Source organism: Bacteroides sp. AF32-8BH, assembly GCF_003435205.1.
GTDB lineage: Bacteria > Bacteroidota > Bacteroidia > Bacteroidales > Bacteroidaceae > Bacteroides > Bacteroides ovatus.
Window position 1 is genome coordinate 51,293 of the sequence record NZ_QVLZ01000017.1, and the last position, 18,047, is coordinate 69,339.

Genomic DNA, 18,047 nt, shown 5'->3' on the forward strand with positions numbered 1-18,047 from the left:
GTACTCAAGCTATCCAAATCGGAAAGCTTATCCTAAAACTACTAATCTTAAAAACAAATTACTATGGCAATCATCAAAATTGGAGAACTATTAAAACTTAGAGGGTTAGATATAAATAAAAGAATCAAGTTAGTAAGGCATAAAGACGCACGCCAGAAACAATTCATAAATGGAGTAGAAGTAGAAGGTAACCCGTATGACTGGTATAGAAATGATAAAGACAAATTTATAGCATATCAAAGTGAGCAGCATAGGGATGTATTTAAAAATGTCGATTATATTGTTTCCTTTATTGGAGAAAACGGCACTATTGCCCGTTTTATCGGTATTTACAAAATTGAAGGTCCTGACAACGAACGCAACACTAACAAATATTGCTATAAAATAACTGAAGTAGAAGGCTTTGATGAACTAAAAGAACGTATCATTATAGACTGGGGGCCTTCAACCATATCTTGGCATCAATGGCTTAATGATAAAAATGATAAAGAGATTATTGAAATTACTCCAGGATTTGACCATATTTTCCCCGGATATGAAAAAATAGCTCTAACCCTCGCACAGCTAAAAAATATAATATTAGAAAAAGAATATCCTGAATGGAAAAAAATGCTTTCTGCCGTAAACTGTATTTATATAATAACAGACAGAAAAACTGGAAAAAATTATATAGGTTCAACATATGGGAAAGAAGGCATTTGGGGTAGATGGAAAGAATATGCCAAAACAGGAGGACACGGAAACAATGTAACCTTACAAAAATTATACGATCAAGACAATAGCTATCCTAATAATTTCTCTTGGTCTATCCTTGAAACACTATCTATTAGCATTAGTAGTTATGAAGCCATAAATATCGAGAAATGCTATAAGCAAAAGTTAGGTACCCTAGCTTTTGGCTTAAATAATAATTAATGATACAAGAAATAGTTAGTTAATCGAAAAATTGTAAGGCTGTCAAAGGTGCATTGACTACCCACGATTAACATATTGTATGAATCCTCAAATGATAGTGTCAATAAGCCATACACTAAAAAATAAAGCACACTTTCATTTGAATTAAACTGTTTCTTGTTATCTTTGCCTAGACGTATTCATTTAAAGAACAATAATATGGATGTTGAAATAAAAGAGAAAGAAAACCGGAGACATGTCGGACGCAATTTACAAAGGATTCGTGTATATTTAGGCATGAAACAGGAAGCACTGGCCGCCGATCTTGGTGTAAATCAGCAGGTCATTTCAAAGATTGAGAAACAAGAGGAAATAGAAGAAGGCTTTCTAAAAAGAATTGCTGAAGTGTTGGGAATATCCGAAGAAGTCATTAAAGACTTTGATGTTGAAAAGACGATTTTCAATATTAATCATCATAATTATAAGGATGCAAATATCTCTGAAGGTGCTACTACATACGCCATCGTTCAACAAATAAATCCACTTGAAAAAATAGTTGAGTTATATGAGCGTTTGTTGAAAAGTGAGCAAGATAAAATTGAGATCCTGAAAAAATATATGAAATAATCACTGCTAGATTCAGCAATCTAATATATAGAAGAATGGAAACAATAGAAAATATAAAAGCAAATCACTATCACCTTGGGAAAAAGATAGAACGTGTACGCAGACTTCGCGGTATGACTCAAACGGAGCTAGGCCAATTATTAGGAATAACCAAGCAAGCTGTTTCAAAAATGGAACAAACCGAGAAAATTGATGATGAACGATTAGAAAAAATAGCCTCTGCATTAGGAGTTACTACCGACGGATTGAAAGAGTATAACGAAGAAACGGTTTTATATAACACAAATAATTTTTACGAGAATTGCGGTGTAAAAAATGCAATTGGTAATAACCAAACATTCAATAATTTTCCCATAGAACAAACGATTGAACTCTTTGAGAAACTGTTAGAGAAACAGAAAGAACAATTTGAGAGCTTAAAAAAAGAGAAATAGATGACCTTTATAAAATACTCAACTTCGTTTATAACAATTATTTCCCTAAGGGAGTTGTAGATGAATTGATTTCCTCAAAGAACAAAGAAATTGATTGGCTAAAAATAGAGATAAAGAACCTTAAACAAGAAAGAGAAACCTTGCTGCAAATAATTAGGGATATGTATTGAGTATCCCTAATTACCAAATGTTGATAAGAAATCCCCATAACATACAAATAAAACAATCCCAACGCTTCCCATTCCCAAAATAAAGTCCTACTTTTGTGAAGAATTCTGTTTGCAATATTTACAACAGTATTTCACAAATAAAATAAACCCTACAAAATGAAAGAAGAACCCGACAGTCTGTCTGTCCCTTACAATTTTGCCCGTTGTTTCAACGCTCAATGTCCACAAGCCTCCAAATGCCTGCGCCACATAGCTACACAACTTGATACAACAGATTACCTTTATATCTCCATCGTTAATCCGGCACGTTATCCTGCGGATGGAAACCAATGCGAATGTTTCAAAACTACAGTAAAAGTCCATGTGGCATGGGGACTTAAACAGTTGCTTAACAGAATCCCCTATGAGGATGCAGTCAGTATCAGAATACAATTAGTAGGACACTATGGAAAAACGGGATATTATCGATTCTATCGTGGAGAACGGGGGCTTATGCCTAAAGACCAAGCCTACATCAGACAACTATTCCGCAATAAAGGGATAAAAGAAGAGCCAACTTACCAACGCTACACAGAAGAATATATTTGGTGAGTTGCTGTCATCTGTCACAGTTTAGGGGTTAATTGTTTAGTAATTAGCCGATAAGACTGTGACAGCAAGGGGTGACGGCAGGGTGATGGCATTTTTGCCGTCACCTGGTTATTAGTCTTACAACATGATAGAGTGTACCGCTACGCGTATGTTTGGAAGGTATTTCTTGCTTTTTCAGTATTCTTCCGAAGGAATTAACCCTCTTGACAGACATCGGGATTGAACTGCCTTTTTGAATATCTTCCATAATCTCCGCTGGAGACAACCACTCCCCTTCTTCAGGCTGTGCGGCACGAAAATAACGGAAGAAAAGTTGCTCTTCCGGCGGGACTTGTTCAAATTCACGGTTGTTTTCCACCATGATCTTTTCTTCCTCCTGGTCGAACCAGTAACGTTCGCCATGTTCCAATTCGTACATAGCTTGTGCGTAAAGCTGCTCATAGTCTATCGGACGGTTGGTGTCAATCACTCCGGTCACTTCGATGCAAATAAAACGACGACTGCCGGAAGGGTCGGTCAACAAGTCTTTTTGGTTGCTTGTGGCTATGAATGAGGCGTAACGACGCATTTCAAGCACGGCACTGCCATGAGGTTTCTTCACATTCAGTACAGGCTTTTGCAGAATATGTTTCAGGAAACCTTGTTGTGTCGAACTTACCTGGTCAAATTCATCGATATTGATAAGCGCAAAACGATTGAGGTAAAGTTCGGCATCTTTCTTCCGGGAAAAATCAATGCTGTCGGTATAGTAGGAACGCTCGGAAGGGGGCATTATGCTCCGGCAAAAGGTAGATTTACGTGTCCCTTGCGGTCCGACAAGTAAGGGCGAAACACTGTTCGCATACTTTTTATCGCTTCCTTTCCAATGAGAAACCATATTGAGGAACCAACGGTGGAACAAATCCATCCAATACGGATTCTTACAAGGAACGGTGGCTGCCAATGCACGAATACGGTCTTTACCGTCCCAAGCAGGAAGCCGGTAGAGAAAATCTTCCAACGGATTGAATACAGGCACGCGGTTAGAGTAAATATAACGACTAATGTCCCTGTCCCACAACGGGATACCTTCCATTTGCGCATCCAAAGCAATGCTGTTCAGCGCACGTTTATCGAGAGGATTGAAACGGAAACGAAAAGAAAGCCTTTCACGATATTCTACCTCACCAATTTGGGTATTATGGCGGAATTCATAGCGGCGTTTCATGAATTCTTCAGTCTGCAAGGCGAGTTGCTGCTCTTTGCTTAGGCTGATATTCTTGCCGAAGCCTTTGCACTCGGTATATATATTGCCAATCATTTGCCGGATAAGTTCTTCCTGTTTATACAGATAGAAGTGGAAAACAGTACGTTTCACGACTTCTTCTTGCGGAAGTCCCGAAGCAAAACAGTTTTTGGCTAGTTGGACAACTAAAGGATGCCATGTGTCTTCGCGCAATTCGAGTCCCGCTTCCCGGAGATCGGCATACGCTTTCCGAAAAGCGGCTTCGAAAAGCATCAAGAAGGCATTTTCCGCATCATATCCCGGTACGGCACGGGTCAATGGAGATTTTTCTGCTTGAACCGATTCCCGGAAAGTGGTTTCTTCGGGCATTGATGACGGTTGGGAGAGATAAAACTGGACTGAATCCGGACGATATATGATGTCCGGGTCGTAGGATAAGCGCGAATATTGTTCCAGAGTCGGTTCTTTGGGAAGTATATCGAACGGGATTTGGGGCTGATAACATTTCACAGCCAGCCGATAAGCGTGGGCGTGGAATAGTTCCGCTTCCTCCTGTGTTTTAGGAAGGGAGTTGTCCGGTCGAGTAAAAGTAGTCCATATTTTCACTGTTTTGCCACTTGAACCCATAAAAACACAACGGGTTTGCGGTTGCTCGCAGGCTTTTTGTTTCACTAAAGCTATTTCCGACTTATTGGATAAGGGACCGACAGTTAGTTCTACAATACCGTTGTAGGTTTTCATCTGTTTCTGACCGTTTACTTTTCGGAATTCGGCGGCAGGAATTATTTGGGGAAGTTTATCGGCAAACATACACCGTTCATCGGAAAGGGTATATCGCAGATGCTCTCTGAATGTAGAAACAGGACGGGATTTTATTTCTGTCTTTATCTTATTTACCAGTATATCAAGATCCATTACGCTAAGCGCTATCGTATCTTCGTTCCTACGAAATTGAGTAATTTTCATTAATTTGATAATAATTTGTTTTGTCAGCGTCTTTGTGATCATTGAGACTGCTAAATTAGTCATAATATCCGAAACCGGCAAAGAAAACAAGTTTTTAATACAGAAAATTATTGACATATCAAGCATCTCTTTAACCGAAAGAAACGGGATTGCCACCGCCGAATTACGGGGCAAATTAGTTTTCCCTGCTTGAAACTACAGTTCCAGCTAAGGGAAACTGTAGTTTCATCGGTGAGAAACCAATGGTTTCAAGCAATTGGAACTATAGTTTCAAGCGTATGAAACTAAAGTTTCGCACATTGAAACTGTTGGTTTCAAGGCAGGACACAACTCATAAGTACGAGGATAATAAATTAAACAACTAATCCATTGATGGCTGATACTATTTATTTTCGAGCAGCGTCTTTATTTTGTCTTTGTTTTCTAGGTGACAGCATTATTGCCATCACACTGCTGTCACACTGTGCTGTCACACTATTAAATACTTATACTCTGCAAGTTAGATTATAATCCGTGACAGATGACAGATATATTTTATTTTTTATTTCATAGAGATGCTGATATGACTAATTTAATACTTTATATATCCTTCTTGTTCATACGCTTTCCCATATTTATGAATCATTGCCACCAATGGCCTTAAACGTTCGTCAGAAACCAACATAGCCCTATAACGCAAATACTGATTATCATAAAGTTGCCGGTTTCCGTCCTTGAGTCGTTTCTTCACATCTGCTGGAATGAAAAATTCCGCACGGTTGCCCAATTTGACATAGAATTCATTTAAAAAGATAGAAATGCCAGCCAAATCTATGTCTCCGAAATGAATATAACGATTGGGAATCATCTTCAGCCAGTTACACAAATCCCTTGATTGCGGATAACGGGACACGAAAAGAACTTTCATTCCTTCAAACAAGTACTTTTGGGCACGGATATGCTGGAAATTTTCTCCATTCTCTATACCCACTACTACGACATCTTCAGGAATACGGAAATATTCGTAATCCTGCATGAAAATAGAAGTGCCTTGCAAGGGAGAAAGCACACATGGTTCGCCATGAAACGTAGCTTCTATAGGCATATAACAATTGAGGAGAAAACCTTTGAACGTACGGGTATATCTCAGTTTAGAGTCCCCCGCCTTCGCCACTTGCTCCGAACGTAACACTTCATCCGGACAGTTCTTCATCTCAATCCAATCTTCCAATTCCATGCCGGAAGTATAATTCTGGGAGATGTAGATACGGCATCCTTCCGGGTCAATCATACGAAAACTACGCTTACTCCCTCGGGGAACAATAGTGATGATTCCCTCATCCATTAATCTATTTGCTATCAGTCCATCAAACTTTGTGTAAGGTATGAGCTCGCCGCCCAGCATTTTCAGAACCAGCCTCGCCATCGCCAATGTAAATAAACTGCCACTCATTTTTCTATCTTATTATAGGTTAACAATGGGACAACCTGGGTATTTGACCGCCCGTCTTTACTCAATAAATAGGTATAACGATAGTCTTCCACATTGTAAGTAGTGGGAGAACTGTTTACCAACAAAATATTCCGGCAATTGGCAAAGTCCAAAATACCTTTCACATTGTTGGGGTGTAACTTGCCTATTTCATCCATCATACAATGGATTTTAAAGTCACCAAACTTACGTGACGCCTTTTCTTTGAATACATTAATCAGCATGATATTGACCATTGCTTTCACCAGAATGTCCGTGCCGTCAGAACCTACATTGGCAATCTTCTCCACCCATCCCGTGTCATTATCATTCTCTTTCACGCGGAACTCCAGTTTGAATGTATCGGCAAGCGCCAACCGTCTGCGTCCCGGCTCGTCAAGCAGGAATTTCATAAACGACAACAAATGCCGGACAGCCACCGCATTGACATCTTCACGGGAATCCTGCGAGAACAAGTCAACCTTTCCCATATTATATTGGTTCTCATCACTAAACCGTTTAATCTCCAGCAATAACTGCATCAGTTTATCGCTGCTCTGAAGCGGGCGAAGAGCTATTTCCTTTATTACTCCGGCAAAATTCCGCTTGACAAAATCGTCGTTGATATCCTTTATTGTTCTGTGTATCTCGCTTTCATTACGGGTCAGTCCTCCCACTTCCTGCGAAATCCGGCGGATTATATCCGTATACCGTTCACTGATATGTTTCTGATAATCGGAAATCTTATCATTATCCACAAACTCGCACAAATTGGAAGCGAAATCATAGTAATCCTGTTCTCCAACCAGTTCCGTACGGAAATGAAACGTGTTTTTTGACGAGAAGTTTCCATTGAACTGCGTTACCGCTTTCTTGAATTCTTCTGTTTTTCTGATAGTGGATACGATGAGCGACTTCAACTCTTCCACAATAACATCGCAATTTTTCCGAGTAGGCTTCTCTCCTATTTCTATCACAGAAGGCGGACAAAAAGTTTCATCTTTCCGGAACATATCCACTTTATTCAACCCGTCCTCCAATAAGTGCAATTCTTTGCCAATCCGCTCGAGGTGCTCGTCCGCCCCTTTTTTCTGGACCTGCAACTTCTCCTTTTTCAGAGCGAAACGTTCGTCCAATGCAACTAGCTTCGCATCCAGTTCTTTCTTCCTGCTTCGCGTAGCAGGTTCTTTATCAAACAGTTCCTCCTTGTCTCTTTCATAATAAAGAACTTGTGGGCGGGATTTACCTATATAATCTAATTCTTTATTTATTTCGGCAAGCCTGTCATCATACTTGCGGATAGTGACCGTATCAGCACCCTTTCCATTCAATTCATTCTCCTGCGCCTGCTTCAATTCCTTTTTCCGCTCCGCTGTTTGCTGTTTCATCCGCTCTATCTCTTGCTGAACGCTGGCAACAAACTCCTCCAGTTCCTTCCGGAGTTCCGTCCTGCTGTCATTATACACTTTCCGGCAGGCTTTCAACAGTTTTTCCCGTTCATCCAAATACTTCTGCTTCTCTCCTTCCGCCACATAGAGACGGTGTCCGATTTCATCCAGTTGTGCCTTCAATTCTTCAGTACATCCTCTTTTCCATTCCTCCTCCTTCGTCTTCCATGAGGCGTAATCAGCCTGCAGGTTCTTCAATTTTGCAGGAATCTGCATTCGCTCGGCTTCCATCAGATGTTGTTCTTCCAGAATACCATGTATTTGCTTCGAATACTTCTTCTCCAAAGAAGAAACTGCTTCCCCCTCTTCTTCCGCTAGTCGGGTGAGACGGTCGGTACAAAGTTGCCGGGCAGTTTGTTGCCTATCGCGCTCCTGCTTCATTTCCTCGGGAGTGCGGACAGAACGCTCGATTGCTGTCAGATTGAGTGAAACGCCGAACAAAGTAGCTTCCTTATTCACTAATTGAGGTTGCAGTTCATTGTTGTACAACACCAGTTCTTCATCCGCCACCTTGCCTATCGTCTCCTGCCAATCCGGTTTGTTCTTCTCCAGCCATTCACACAAAGAACCTTTTCGTTTCTCAATCAAGGCGTCCAATGTTTGCAACTGTTCTTCAATCGCGCTCCGTTCTTTACGAACGGTCTCCATCTTTGTCTGAAATTCCCATTTCAATTCTTTCACTTTCCATTCACACTCCTGCCTCAACTGCTTTATTTCTCCCTGTTGCTGACGAATATTAAGTTCCAGTTCCTTGTCCTTTTTGCGCAGTTCGTTAATCCCATCTTCACAATCGGACATTTCCTTTTGATGGGGATGTTCGTATTTCACCTTTTGAAGTTTCAGGTTACACTGTGCCTGTTCGTCGCGCAACTGCCGGATACGATTATCCACAGTCTGCACTTTCTCTTCTTGCGTTGCCCTTACTTTCTCTTCTTCCACACGAAGTTGTTGCATCAATTCTTCCTGCTTGCCGGCAATCTCCGCATTCCGAGCATTTATCCGTGCTTGCTGGCTATTCTCAAAAGTACGGAAATCAGCTTCCAGTTTCTCAAACAGCAATCGGTACTTACTCAATACGTCCTCATAAGCCCTTGTCAGTTCCGATTTCATATTCCGGACTTGTTCAAGTTCCTGAATCAGTAATTCTTCGCAAGATACCCGTTTGATGATTTCTTCAATCTGCATCTGCTCGTAATGCAGACGTTTCTCACGTATCTTTTTGAGCAAATCGTTTATTATACCTATATCCCTAATCAAGCCATCACGCTCATTGGTGTACTTTTGTTGCAGTTCACCCATAAGCCGCAGCAACCGTTCACGTTCCGTCTCGGCTTTAGCCTGTTCTTCCTTCACTAACGGAATCTCATGTAAAGCCTGTTTCTCCGCAAAGTTAAGCTCCGCACGCCCTTCACCAATCTGCTTTTGAGTATAAATCAAGTCACGATAGGCGTTCATTACTTTCTCCGCCATCTTCCGGACAGGCACTTCTCCATTCTTGTTCTTTGTAAACCAAAGCATCACGTCCCTGTATTCCTGCTCGAATTCCTTTATCTGGCTACGATAGAAGTCCAAATCGACAGAAATATCCTCATCACTCATCGAACGGATAATGGTATCTTTTATAAAGTCAGCATCCAGTTTGGAATTTAAAAAGACGTTCTGTATCGTACGGGGAATATTCTGATATTTTGCACTTTCCACAATGGCAAACTTGCGGTAAGGTATCATTTCATGCTTGCGGTTATTACCGAAAATAATGTCCCGATACATTTCATAACTAGTCACTTGTGCAGTAATCTGAATCTTCGAACCGATATGTTCGCGGATGCGTCCCCACTCGGAATGTACCACATTGTGTTCGTCAATGAACCAGTCCTGTTGGAATGGCGCATCAATAAAACGGAAAAACACCCGTCCCTGGGATTTGGCAGCTACCACACAATACGCCCCATTCTCCCGCATCACTTCATAGATAATGTAAGAGTTGGCGTATGGAAAGTAAAAAGCATCGAAGCTTTTCTTCTCCTTCGGAATACCCAGTCTTAGTTTGTCAGCATTGTAAAAGAAGAGGATGGCACGGAGCAGCGTACTCTTACCGACACCTTGCGTACCTATAAAATGTACGTTCCCATCCAACTTCACTTCTGCGTATGGAATATGGGCACTGTTCAGAAAAATAATCTTATTCAGGTATCTCATCTTGCACCTCCTCTGAAATTGTGATACAATCAACCAAGTCTTCCATATAATGGAAAGCCGACAAAACTTTATATGTCCCGTCGAGTTCGTTTTCTTTCTCTATCAGTCCTATGCTCTCCAGTTCTTTCAGCAGTTTGCCGACTACCTCATCATATTTCTTCTTATCCGAAAACAGTTTGGTTGCCTTTTCTTTCAGTTCAATATCGCATCCTATCTGAATCTCAATATCAGCGGCACGGAACAGGAATCCCGGGCCGAATGCCGAATGATAGGTTTTCAGGAAACTCAGGTAATCAATCCACTTCTGAATCGCCTCCAGTTTACGTTCCAAATCGACTTTCGATTCCTTGCGGGTAAAGTAGTAATAACCGTCACCGCCTTCCAGATAGAAGCCGATACCTTTGTAATAATCATAATAATCGGGTAAATCTTCCTCAATGGCATCATACAAGCGTTTTACTTGGGTAGAGACACTGTTGGAAGAAATGAATCCCCCTTTGCTAAGTATATTAAATATCTCTTCAGTGTATTTCATGGTCATCTGTGTTTAGTATTCAGCATACGTCATTTGGCATATATTAAAGGGTATTCCACTTCGTCGGAGATTTCATAAGTATCCGTAAAGCGAAGTTCGTCGGCATACTGTGACGCCAATTGGCAGAAAAAGATTAATTTCTCTCCACGTGTCACCTCTTTCCGGTAGCGATAGTTCATCACAAAAGAGAACAGATGGGTGCTGGACGCCATAAATGAATTATGCACCTCCTGCAAGTTTACGGTATCTATCATTTGCGACTGCCCATCCAGATATCCTTCTGGAATGGCATCTGCCAGTTGTTTCATTCCTTTCGGAGAATTTCTCTGCCGCGCGACAAGTTTCTTCAAAATCTGAAAAGCCTCATCGGAAGTCCGTAGATTATCAATGGAAAGCTTGATGCGATAACCGACCTGCGGCTCCATCCAGACAGGATTTTTTTGTGCGGCAACAGAACGGATACTTGTATGTTCTTCCAACAAGAACTGGTCTTTCAAGTACTTCAACTTCTTTACTTTCTCAAAGATACGGTTCTGATAATCTATCAGATTCAGATAATGGATGATTTGTTTCTGGATTTCAATTAGGTTATGGTACGAATCATTTAGCTGAAGTTTCACGTCACTAACTACATTCCGCATTTGTACGTCCATCGCCACCCGGAAGAAAACAGGCTGTCCGTAGTCTATCAATTCCTCACTTTTACGGATCAGCAGAGCAATATTATTCCGTTTCTCATCAAGCCGGACGAGTTTGGTTTTCTTTATCTTATAATTCGGTTCGTTCTTATAAGTATTATCCATGTTCCTTTTCAAGTCCATCACATTGCGGACTGTAGTCAGAGCGATGTTTTTCAGGCAGCGTTTCACTTCACGCTGGTAGTTGTATTTACGTTGCTCGTTATTCTCTTTCAGATAATAGTCAATATTTTCATTCAGTCGCGTCAGGTAATCCTGCACGAAAGAAACATTGATTTCTTCATTTACTTCGAGCACGTCTTCAAAGAATTTCAGATAAATATCCTCCATTTCAAGAAAGTCGCCAGTGTCCCGGATAACTCCATAGTCTATCAGATAGCGGATACGCTCTTCTTTGTACTCCGTCATTTCAAGCGCATAATCATAACGGAACGAAAGAGATTTCCGTTTAGCAAACATTTCTTTCAAGAGTTCTTTCTCCCGGTCGAGACTTTTGACAAGTTCTTCTATAGAACGAAAAGTGCTCATATTAGTTTTGTCTTTTAATGGTGTGTTACTACTTCCAAATATTTACATAGTATATATTTCAGTAATAAGATATCACAAAAATAACATAAATGAAATAGTAAACCTAATTTCTGTATCAATATTTTTATTACTACAAAAATTAAGAAACTAACTCTACATATTCATTATACAACTATAAATTTCAAGTAAGAATTTGCAAAGGCAATTACTATTTATACCTTTGTGACTTCAACAAAGAATATGATTTCAATAGAGAATTAGTAACCCGTTAAAAGAGAAATTGATTATGCGTTCATTCATAGTATTTCTTTGTTTAGTCCCCACCCTCCTGTTTGCCCGACAAACTCAACTTGAGACACAGTTGAAAGAAGCCATCAAGGGAAAGAAGGCCGAAATAGGAATAGCCGTCATCATTGATGGGAAAGATACGATAACTGTCAATAATGATATTCACTATCCACTGATGAGCGTATTCAAGTTTCATCAGGCATTAGCATTGGCAGATTATATGGGAAAACAGAAGCAATCGCTGGAAACCCGGTTACCCATTAAAAAATCGGATTTAAAGCCGGATACTTACAGTCCGCTACGAGATAAATATCCGCAGGGCGGAATTGAAATGAGTATTGCCGACCTGCTAAAATATACACTCCAACAGAGTGACAACAATGCCTGCGATATTCTTTTTGATTATCAGGGAGGTCCGAATGCCGTAAACAAGTATATCCATTCACTAGGAATTCGGGAATGTGCCATTGCCGGTACGGAAACTGCCATGCACGAAGACTTGAACCTATGTTATGAAAACTGGACTACTCCGTTAGCCGCAGCCGAATTAGTGGAAATATTCCGTAAGAAGCCATTGTTTCCCAAAGTGTACAAAGACTTCATATTTCAAACAATGGTGGAGTGTCAAACCGGACAAGACCGTCTGGTTGCTCCGTTGCTCGACAAAAAAGTAACCGTAGGCCATAAAACCGGAACGGGAGATCTTAATGCGAAAGGACAACAAATCGGTTGTAATGACATCGGTTTCGTTCTTTTGCCCGGTGGACGTACTTATAGTATAGCTGTCTTCGTGAAGGATTCTGAAGAAAATAATCAAGCGAACAGTAAAATTATCGCTGATATTTCCCGTATCGTTTACGAATATGTAATGCAGCATTAAGATGGAGACAAAGACATTCGGTACGAATGAAGATTGAAACAAAGTAATAGAAATTAGAAAATTCATTTATATGAAACTACATCATATCGCTATCTGGACTTTTCGTCTGGAAGAACTAAAAGAGTTCTATGTCCGCTTCTTCGGAGGAAAAAGCAACGAAAAATATATCAATCCCAAGAAAGGATTCGAGTCCTATTTTATCTCTTTTGGAGAGGGAACAGACTTGGAACTGATGAGTCGTACAGATGTACAGAACACTCCCATTGAAGAAAACAGGGTTGGACTGACACACTTTGCTTTCACCTTCCCCAGCCAGGAAGAAGTATTACGCTTCACCGAACAAATGCGTTCGGAAGGATATACCATCGCCGGTGAACCGCGTACTTCGGGAGACGGATACTTTGAAAGTGTAGTCCTCGATCCTGACGGAAACCGGATTGAGTGCGTATATCGGAAAACAGCAAACGAATCGAAAAACAAAGCAAGACAGGAAACTGACATAGAAAATATTCCCCCCGTGACGCTCCATACAGAACGTTTATTTCTCCGCCCTTTCGAAGAAAGAGATGCAGAAACATTTTTCGCTTGCTGCCAGAACCCGAATCTGGGAAACAATGCCGGATGGCCACCCCATCGCACATTGGATGAATCCCGCCGGATACTTCATTCCACATTTATCAATCAGGAGGGGATATGGGCAGTGATACTAAAAGATACAAAACAGCTAATCGGTTCCGTAGGAATTATCCCCGATCCTAAACGCGAAAATCCGCAAGTGAGAATGTTGGGTTACTGGCTCGACGAATCTTATTGGGGCAAAGGATACATGACCGAAGCAGTGCAGGGTGTCCTCAACTATGGCTTTGAAGGATTGCGGCTTAGCCTCATCACAGCTACCTGTTATCCGCACAACAAACGTTCGCAGAAAGTACTGAAAAAGAACGGTTTCATCTACGAAGGTACACTTCATCAGGCAGAACTGACTTACAACGGAAACATCTACGACCACCAGTGCTACTACCTGCCCGGCATCTCCCAACCTACTCCGGAAGACTATGATGAAATCCTCCATGTATGGGAAATGTCCGTTCGCCACACGCATGATTTCCTGACGGAAGAGCATATCCAATTTTATAAACCACTGGTGCGGAAGCATTATCTACCCGCTGTTGAACTTTTTGTCATCCGGAATGCCAACGGAAAGATTGCCGCCTTCATGGGATTGAGCGACGAACTGATCGAAATGTTATTCGTACACCCCGACGAACAAGGAAAAGGATATGGCAAACGATTAATGGAATATGCAAGAGACAAAAAACATATGGATAAGGTGGACGTAAACGAGCAGAATGAAAAAGCACTTCAGTTCTATCTCCATTTGGGATTCCAAGTCATCGGCAGAGATGAAACGGACAGCATGGGCAAACCTTTCCCCATTCTTCATTTGCAACTGCCGGAAGCTGATTCCGCTAATAGAGATTAATTTCCCAAAAACGAAAGCTACATGAACCTACGTGCAAGATTATCCGAACGAGTACACATTGAAGATATCAGAGAAGTACTCCATTTCATACAGGACGACGAGCGTCTTAGAGAAGAAGTCTACCAGCTGATATTCGACAAAGACCACATTGTTTCCTATCAGGCATTGTGGGTATGTACTCATTTCTCCAAGGCAGATGTAGAATGGTTGAGCCGGAAACAAGAAGAATTGATCGACGCTGCCATGACCTGCCCACACTCGGGAAAACGGAGAATGATCCTGAACCTGATATGCCAGCAACCTGCCGCTGATCCGCCACGAGTGGATTTCCTCGATTTTTGCATGGAACGCATGATATCCCGCGAGGAACCACCGGGCGTACAATCGCTCTGCATGAAACTGGCTTATCAACTGACACGCTCCATCCCGGAACTACAACAGGAACTACGCACAATACTGGAAATCATGGAGCCCGACTTACTGGTTCCCGCTATCCGTTCCGTACGAAAAAACACCCTGAAAGCCATGAAAGCAAAGAAAAACAGATAATTTCTATCGCTTTTATCTCACCGTTCAATTAGAGTATATTCAGATGGAATATCTGGGATATACCCGTCACCGAAATCTGAATACCGATGCAGAAAGTGAAAAAAGCAACAAGCTTATTAATAATTTGATTTCCCACCGGTCCCAACCTCTGAATAAACCTCTGCCCTTGTGAAAGGAATACATAAAAGATGGCCGCCATACAAATAATAACAAGCGCAATGACTAAATAATTAATCCCAGTTTGCAACAATTTACCTTTAACACTGGCAGACGCCATCAAAGTAAAGATAACCGATATACTGCCCGGTCCGATACTGATAGGAAACGTGATGGGATAAAAAATCTTCTGTTCGATATTCTTCCATCTGAAACCGTCTACATTCTTACTGGCTTCTTCTTTATCAGACGAACCCGAATCGCCCAACAGCTCCATTGCCGTCTTACAAATCAATATTCCACCTCCTAACTGAATAACAGGAATAGCCAAACCGAAAATCAACAGAAACAAATGTCCTATCACCAATGTCCCTACACCGATCATTATAAAATTGAGCGTCAGCTTCTGAATGGCTGCTTTCCGTTGTTGAGGATCGAGGTCTGTAAAGAATCCATTGACGACAAAACCATTCCCCAAAGGATTTATCACCGGAAACAGCGCCATAAACGATGACGAAAATATGATGAGAAGATTACTTAATGACATAATACCTGTTTTTTGATACTTTATTAATATCTGATATGTATCTAAAACATAAATGAAACGTTATTGTTTTGAGAATATGCTTTTGCGAGATGAATCCGCATCGGTTGAATACCTCGTGAAAGCAGCTTATAATAAACCTTTAACTAGAAATTAAAATTATGTGTACAAGAGTCGTTTATTCGGGAAAAAATGGAATGGTGGTAACCGGCCGGTCTATGGACTGGAAAACAGAAATGCACAGCAATCTTTGGGTATTTCCCAAAGGTATGGAAAGAAATGGAGAAACGGGAGCCAACTCCCTGCAATGGACGTCCAAGTATGGCAGCGTGGTGACTTCAGCTTTCGAGATTGCCAGTACAGACGGGATGAATGAAAAAGGGTTGGTTGCCAATCTGTTATGGTTGCCCGAAACGGAGTATCCGGTCAGAGATCAAAGTAAACCGGGACTTGCCATTACTGCATGGGTGCAATATATGCTGGATAACTTCGCCACCGTAGACGAGGCTGTCGCTTTCATTGATGAAAACACTTTCCAAGTGGTATCGGACCTGATGCCGGATGGTTCCCGCCTGGCAACCTTGCATTTATCTATTTCCGACGCAACGGGCGATTGTGCGATATTCGAATATACGGGTGGAAAGCTGACTGTTTACCACAGCAAGGAGTACAAAGTAATGACCAACTCCCCTACCTACAACAAGCAACTGGCACTAAACGAATACTGGAAATCAATAGGAGGATTGAGCTTCCTGCCCGGAACCAACCGTCCGTCCGACCGTTTTGCAAGAGCCAGTTTTTATATCAATGCCCTGCCCCAAACAGATGATGTGAGAATAGCCATAGCAAGCGTATTCAGCGTTATCCGTAATACTTCTGTTCCTTATGGCATATCCACTCCCGAATTTCCGGAAATTTCCACCACACAATGGAGAACGGTATCGGATAGTAAGAATTTGCTCTACTTCTTCGAATCAAGTCTGACACCTAATACATTCTGGGTAAACTTACGGGAAACAGACTTGTCGGAAGGAGCTCCGGTACTCAAATTATCTATCGCCAACGGTGAAACTTATCATGGAAATGCAACGAAAGAGTTTAAACCGGCACAGCCGTTCAGATTTATGGGAGTAAAAGGATAAAATTATCCCCGGAAACGATCCATCTGAAGCACATCCCAAAAGTTTTTGTATCTAACTTTTGAGACGTATTTCGATCATTTCCGGGGATAAAATCTGTTTCTTTAACAGTTTGCCATTAATTGAAATAATAAAGGAATACAGCAATTCCTTCCAGCGCCTTCTTTGGTTGGTCTTTTATTTCGATAGCAAACTTAATTTCCGCTTTTGCCACACCACGCAGATTAGTCAGCGAGTGCAAAGTAGTCACCAGACGGATGCTCTGTCCTGACAATACAGCCTGACCGAATTTCATTTTGTCCATACCGTAGTTAATCATCATTTTTAGGTTATTTACCTGGATAATCTGATTCCACAGATAAGGAAGCATAGACAATGTCAGGTAGCCATGAGCAATCGTGCTATGATAAGGGCTGTCTACTTTAGCACGTTCCGTATCTACATGAATCCATTGATGATCCAGCGTTGCATCAGCAAAAAGATTGATACGTTCCTGCGAGAGTTCCACATAATCGGAAACACCTATCTGTTGGCCTACTAGTTTTTCGAATTCTTCATACGAATTGATAATTACTTTTTCCATAAGTCTTATCGTTTTTATGGGGGTTATTTACTATTAAATTGGGGACAAAAATAGGAAAAATAAACTGATATGCCACCAAATTTATAAATAAAAGCAAGGAATGAAGTATTTAGGTATGTTTTACAAACCGGAAGCCTGTTTCAGTGCTTCTGACAAAATACTGTAACCCCTGCCATTCAAATGTAAATCGTCGAGAGTCAACTCCGGATTCAGCCTGCCATCCTGCAATAAACGATTGAATACGTCCAGATAGACAATATCTGTTCCCTGCAATTTTTCGTGTATCTTCCGGTTAAGGATCTGGATAAATTTATTCACAGCCGTACTGTAATCATCATAATCATTACGCGGAAAAATACAGAAAAGATATGTTTTCAGTGAAGGGACGGCAAGAACCGCTTTTACATAACGCTCTACATATTCATCTATATTTTCATCGTTCAACTGATAAATATCATTGGTTCCGAATTGAACGACGACCTGGCAATCGGAAGTGTCTACCGCAAAAGACTCCACATAGGCCAGCCCTTCACCGGGAGCACCATAGTTCAGACATTCCCATTGTGGGAAATAGATATCTAGTGCCCAAAAAGCCATGTGACTGTTACCAAGAAAGGCAAATTTTGGTTTTTCTTCTATCCTATCCATACAATTTCATTC

Annotated in this window: 16 protein-coding genes; 8 read left to right on the forward strand and 8 right to left on the reverse strand. The window is 41.1% G+C overall.

Annotated features, from left to right (window positions below; genetic code table 11):
* The first annotated feature begins 63 nt into the window (after positions 1-63).
* The 4 genes from DWZ47_RS13545 to DWZ47_RS13560 all read left to right on the forward strand — a co-directional run bounded on the left by DWZ47_RS13545 (position 64) and on the right by DWZ47_RS13560 (position 2,716).
* Positions 64-915 (forward strand): GIY-YIG nuclease family protein, encoded by an 852-nt coding sequence (locus DWZ47_RS13545; RefSeq protein ID WP_008644407.1) that lies wholly within the window; start codon positions 64-66, stop codon positions 913-915.
* Positions 916-1,113: 198 nt separating this feature from the next.
* On the forward strand, positions 1,114-1,521 hold the full coding sequence (locus DWZ47_RS13550; RefSeq protein ID WP_004302000.1) for a helix-turn-helix domain-containing protein: 408 nt from the start codon (positions 1,114-1,116) through the stop codon (positions 1,519-1,521).
* Between the two features lie 35 nt (positions 1,522-1,556).
* Entirely contained in the window at positions 1,557-1,955 is a 399-nt protein-coding gene (locus DWZ47_RS13555) for a helix-turn-helix domain-containing protein (protein ID WP_087318907.1), read from the forward strand.
* Positions 1,956-2,281: 326 nt separating this feature from the next.
* Complete coding sequence (locus tag DWZ47_RS13560) at positions 2,282-2,716, forward strand: DUF6078 family protein (RefSeq protein ID WP_004316548.1); 435 nt, start codon at positions 2,282-2,284, stop codon at positions 2,714-2,716.
* 100 nt (positions 2,717-2,816) lie between these two features.
* Here DWZ47_RS13560 and DWZ47_RS13565 read toward each other — a convergent pair whose 3' ends face one another.
* The 5 genes from DWZ47_RS13565 to DWZ47_RS13585 all read right to left on the reverse strand — a co-directional run bounded on the left by DWZ47_RS13565 (position 2,817) and on the right by DWZ47_RS13585 (position 11,765).
* Entirely contained in the window at positions 2,817-4,907 is a 2,091-nt protein-coding gene (locus DWZ47_RS13565) for a BT4734/BF3469 family protein (RefSeq protein ID WP_087323537.1), read from the reverse strand.
* Between the two features lie 571 nt (positions 4,908-5,478).
* Positions 5,479-6,339 (reverse strand): hypothetical protein, encoded by an 861-nt coding sequence (locus tag DWZ47_RS13570; protein WP_087323501.1) that lies wholly within the window; start codon positions 6,337-6,339, stop codon positions 5,479-5,481.
* Positions 6,336-10,004, reverse strand: a complete 3,669-nt coding sequence (locus DWZ47_RS13575) for an ATP-binding protein (RefSeq protein ID WP_117513493.1) — start codon at positions 10,002-10,004, stop codon at positions 6,336-6,338. Before DWZ47_RS13575 ends, DWZ47_RS13570 begins: the two co-directional genes overlap by 4 nt.
* Complete coding sequence (locus DWZ47_RS13580) at positions 9,988-10,539, reverse strand: condensin complex protein MksE (RefSeq protein ID WP_004308256.1); 552 nt, start codon at positions 10,537-10,539, stop codon at positions 9,988-9,990. The genes DWZ47_RS13575 and DWZ47_RS13580 overlap by 17 nt, the downstream gene beginning before the upstream one ends.
* Positions 10,540-10,568: 29 nt before the next feature.
* On the reverse strand, positions 10,569-11,765 hold the full coding sequence (locus DWZ47_RS13585; protein WP_004320669.1) for a hypothetical protein: 1,197 nt from the start codon (positions 11,763-11,765) through the stop codon (positions 10,569-10,571).
* Positions 11,766-12,051: 286 nt separating this feature from the next.
* Here DWZ47_RS13585 and bla point away from each other — a divergent pair, with 286 nt between their 5' ends.
* The 3 genes from bla (at position 12,052) to DWZ47_RS13600 (ending at position 14,965) form a co-directional block, all read left to right on the forward strand.
* Entirely contained in the window at positions 12,052-12,933 is an 882-nt protein-coding gene (bla, locus tag DWZ47_RS13590) for a class A beta-lactamase, subclass A2 (protein WP_099146119.1), read from the forward strand.
* A gap of 70 nt (positions 12,934-13,003) precedes the next feature.
* Positions 13,004-14,416 (forward strand): GNAT family N-acetyltransferase, encoded by a 1,413-nt coding sequence (locus DWZ47_RS13595; RefSeq protein WP_117513495.1) that lies wholly within the window; start codon positions 13,004-13,006, stop codon positions 14,414-14,416.
* Between the two features lie 21 nt (positions 14,417-14,437).
* Complete coding sequence (locus DWZ47_RS13600) at positions 14,438-14,965, forward strand: hypothetical protein (protein WP_004325104.1); 528 nt, start codon at positions 14,438-14,440, stop codon at positions 14,963-14,965.
* A gap of 28 nt (positions 14,966-14,993) precedes the next feature.
* Here the strand turns inward: DWZ47_RS13600 and DWZ47_RS13605 are convergent, their stop codons facing one another.
* Positions 14,994-15,668 carry a MarC family protein gene (locus DWZ47_RS13605; RefSeq protein ID WP_004304823.1) on the reverse strand — a complete coding sequence of 225 codons (675 nt, stop codon included), beginning with the start codon at positions 15,666-15,668 and terminating at the stop codon, positions 14,994-14,996.
* Positions 15,669-15,826: 158 nt separating this feature from the next.
* On the opposite strand from DWZ47_RS13605, the gene DWZ47_RS13610 reads away from it, so the two are divergent.
* Complete coding sequence (locus DWZ47_RS13610) at positions 15,827-16,807, forward strand: linear amide C-N hydrolase (RefSeq protein ID WP_004308262.1); 981 nt, start codon at positions 15,827-15,829, stop codon at positions 16,805-16,807.
* A 115-nt stretch (positions 16,808-16,922) separates the two neighbouring features.
* Here the strand turns inward: DWZ47_RS13610 and DWZ47_RS13615 are convergent, their stop codons facing one another.
* Together DWZ47_RS13615 and DWZ47_RS13620 are read right to left on the reverse strand one after the other, a co-directional pair.
* Positions 16,923-17,387, reverse strand: coding sequence for a MaoC family dehydratase (locus DWZ47_RS13615; protein WP_004308264.1), 465 nt, complete (start codon positions 17,385-17,387; stop codon positions 16,923-16,925).
* Between the two features lie 120 nt (positions 17,388-17,507).
* Entirely contained in the window at positions 17,508-18,035 is a 528-nt protein-coding gene (locus tag DWZ47_RS13620) for an SGNH/GDSL hydrolase family protein (protein ID WP_117513497.1), read from the reverse strand.
* Between the last annotated feature and the right edge of the window lie 12 nt (positions 18,036-18,047).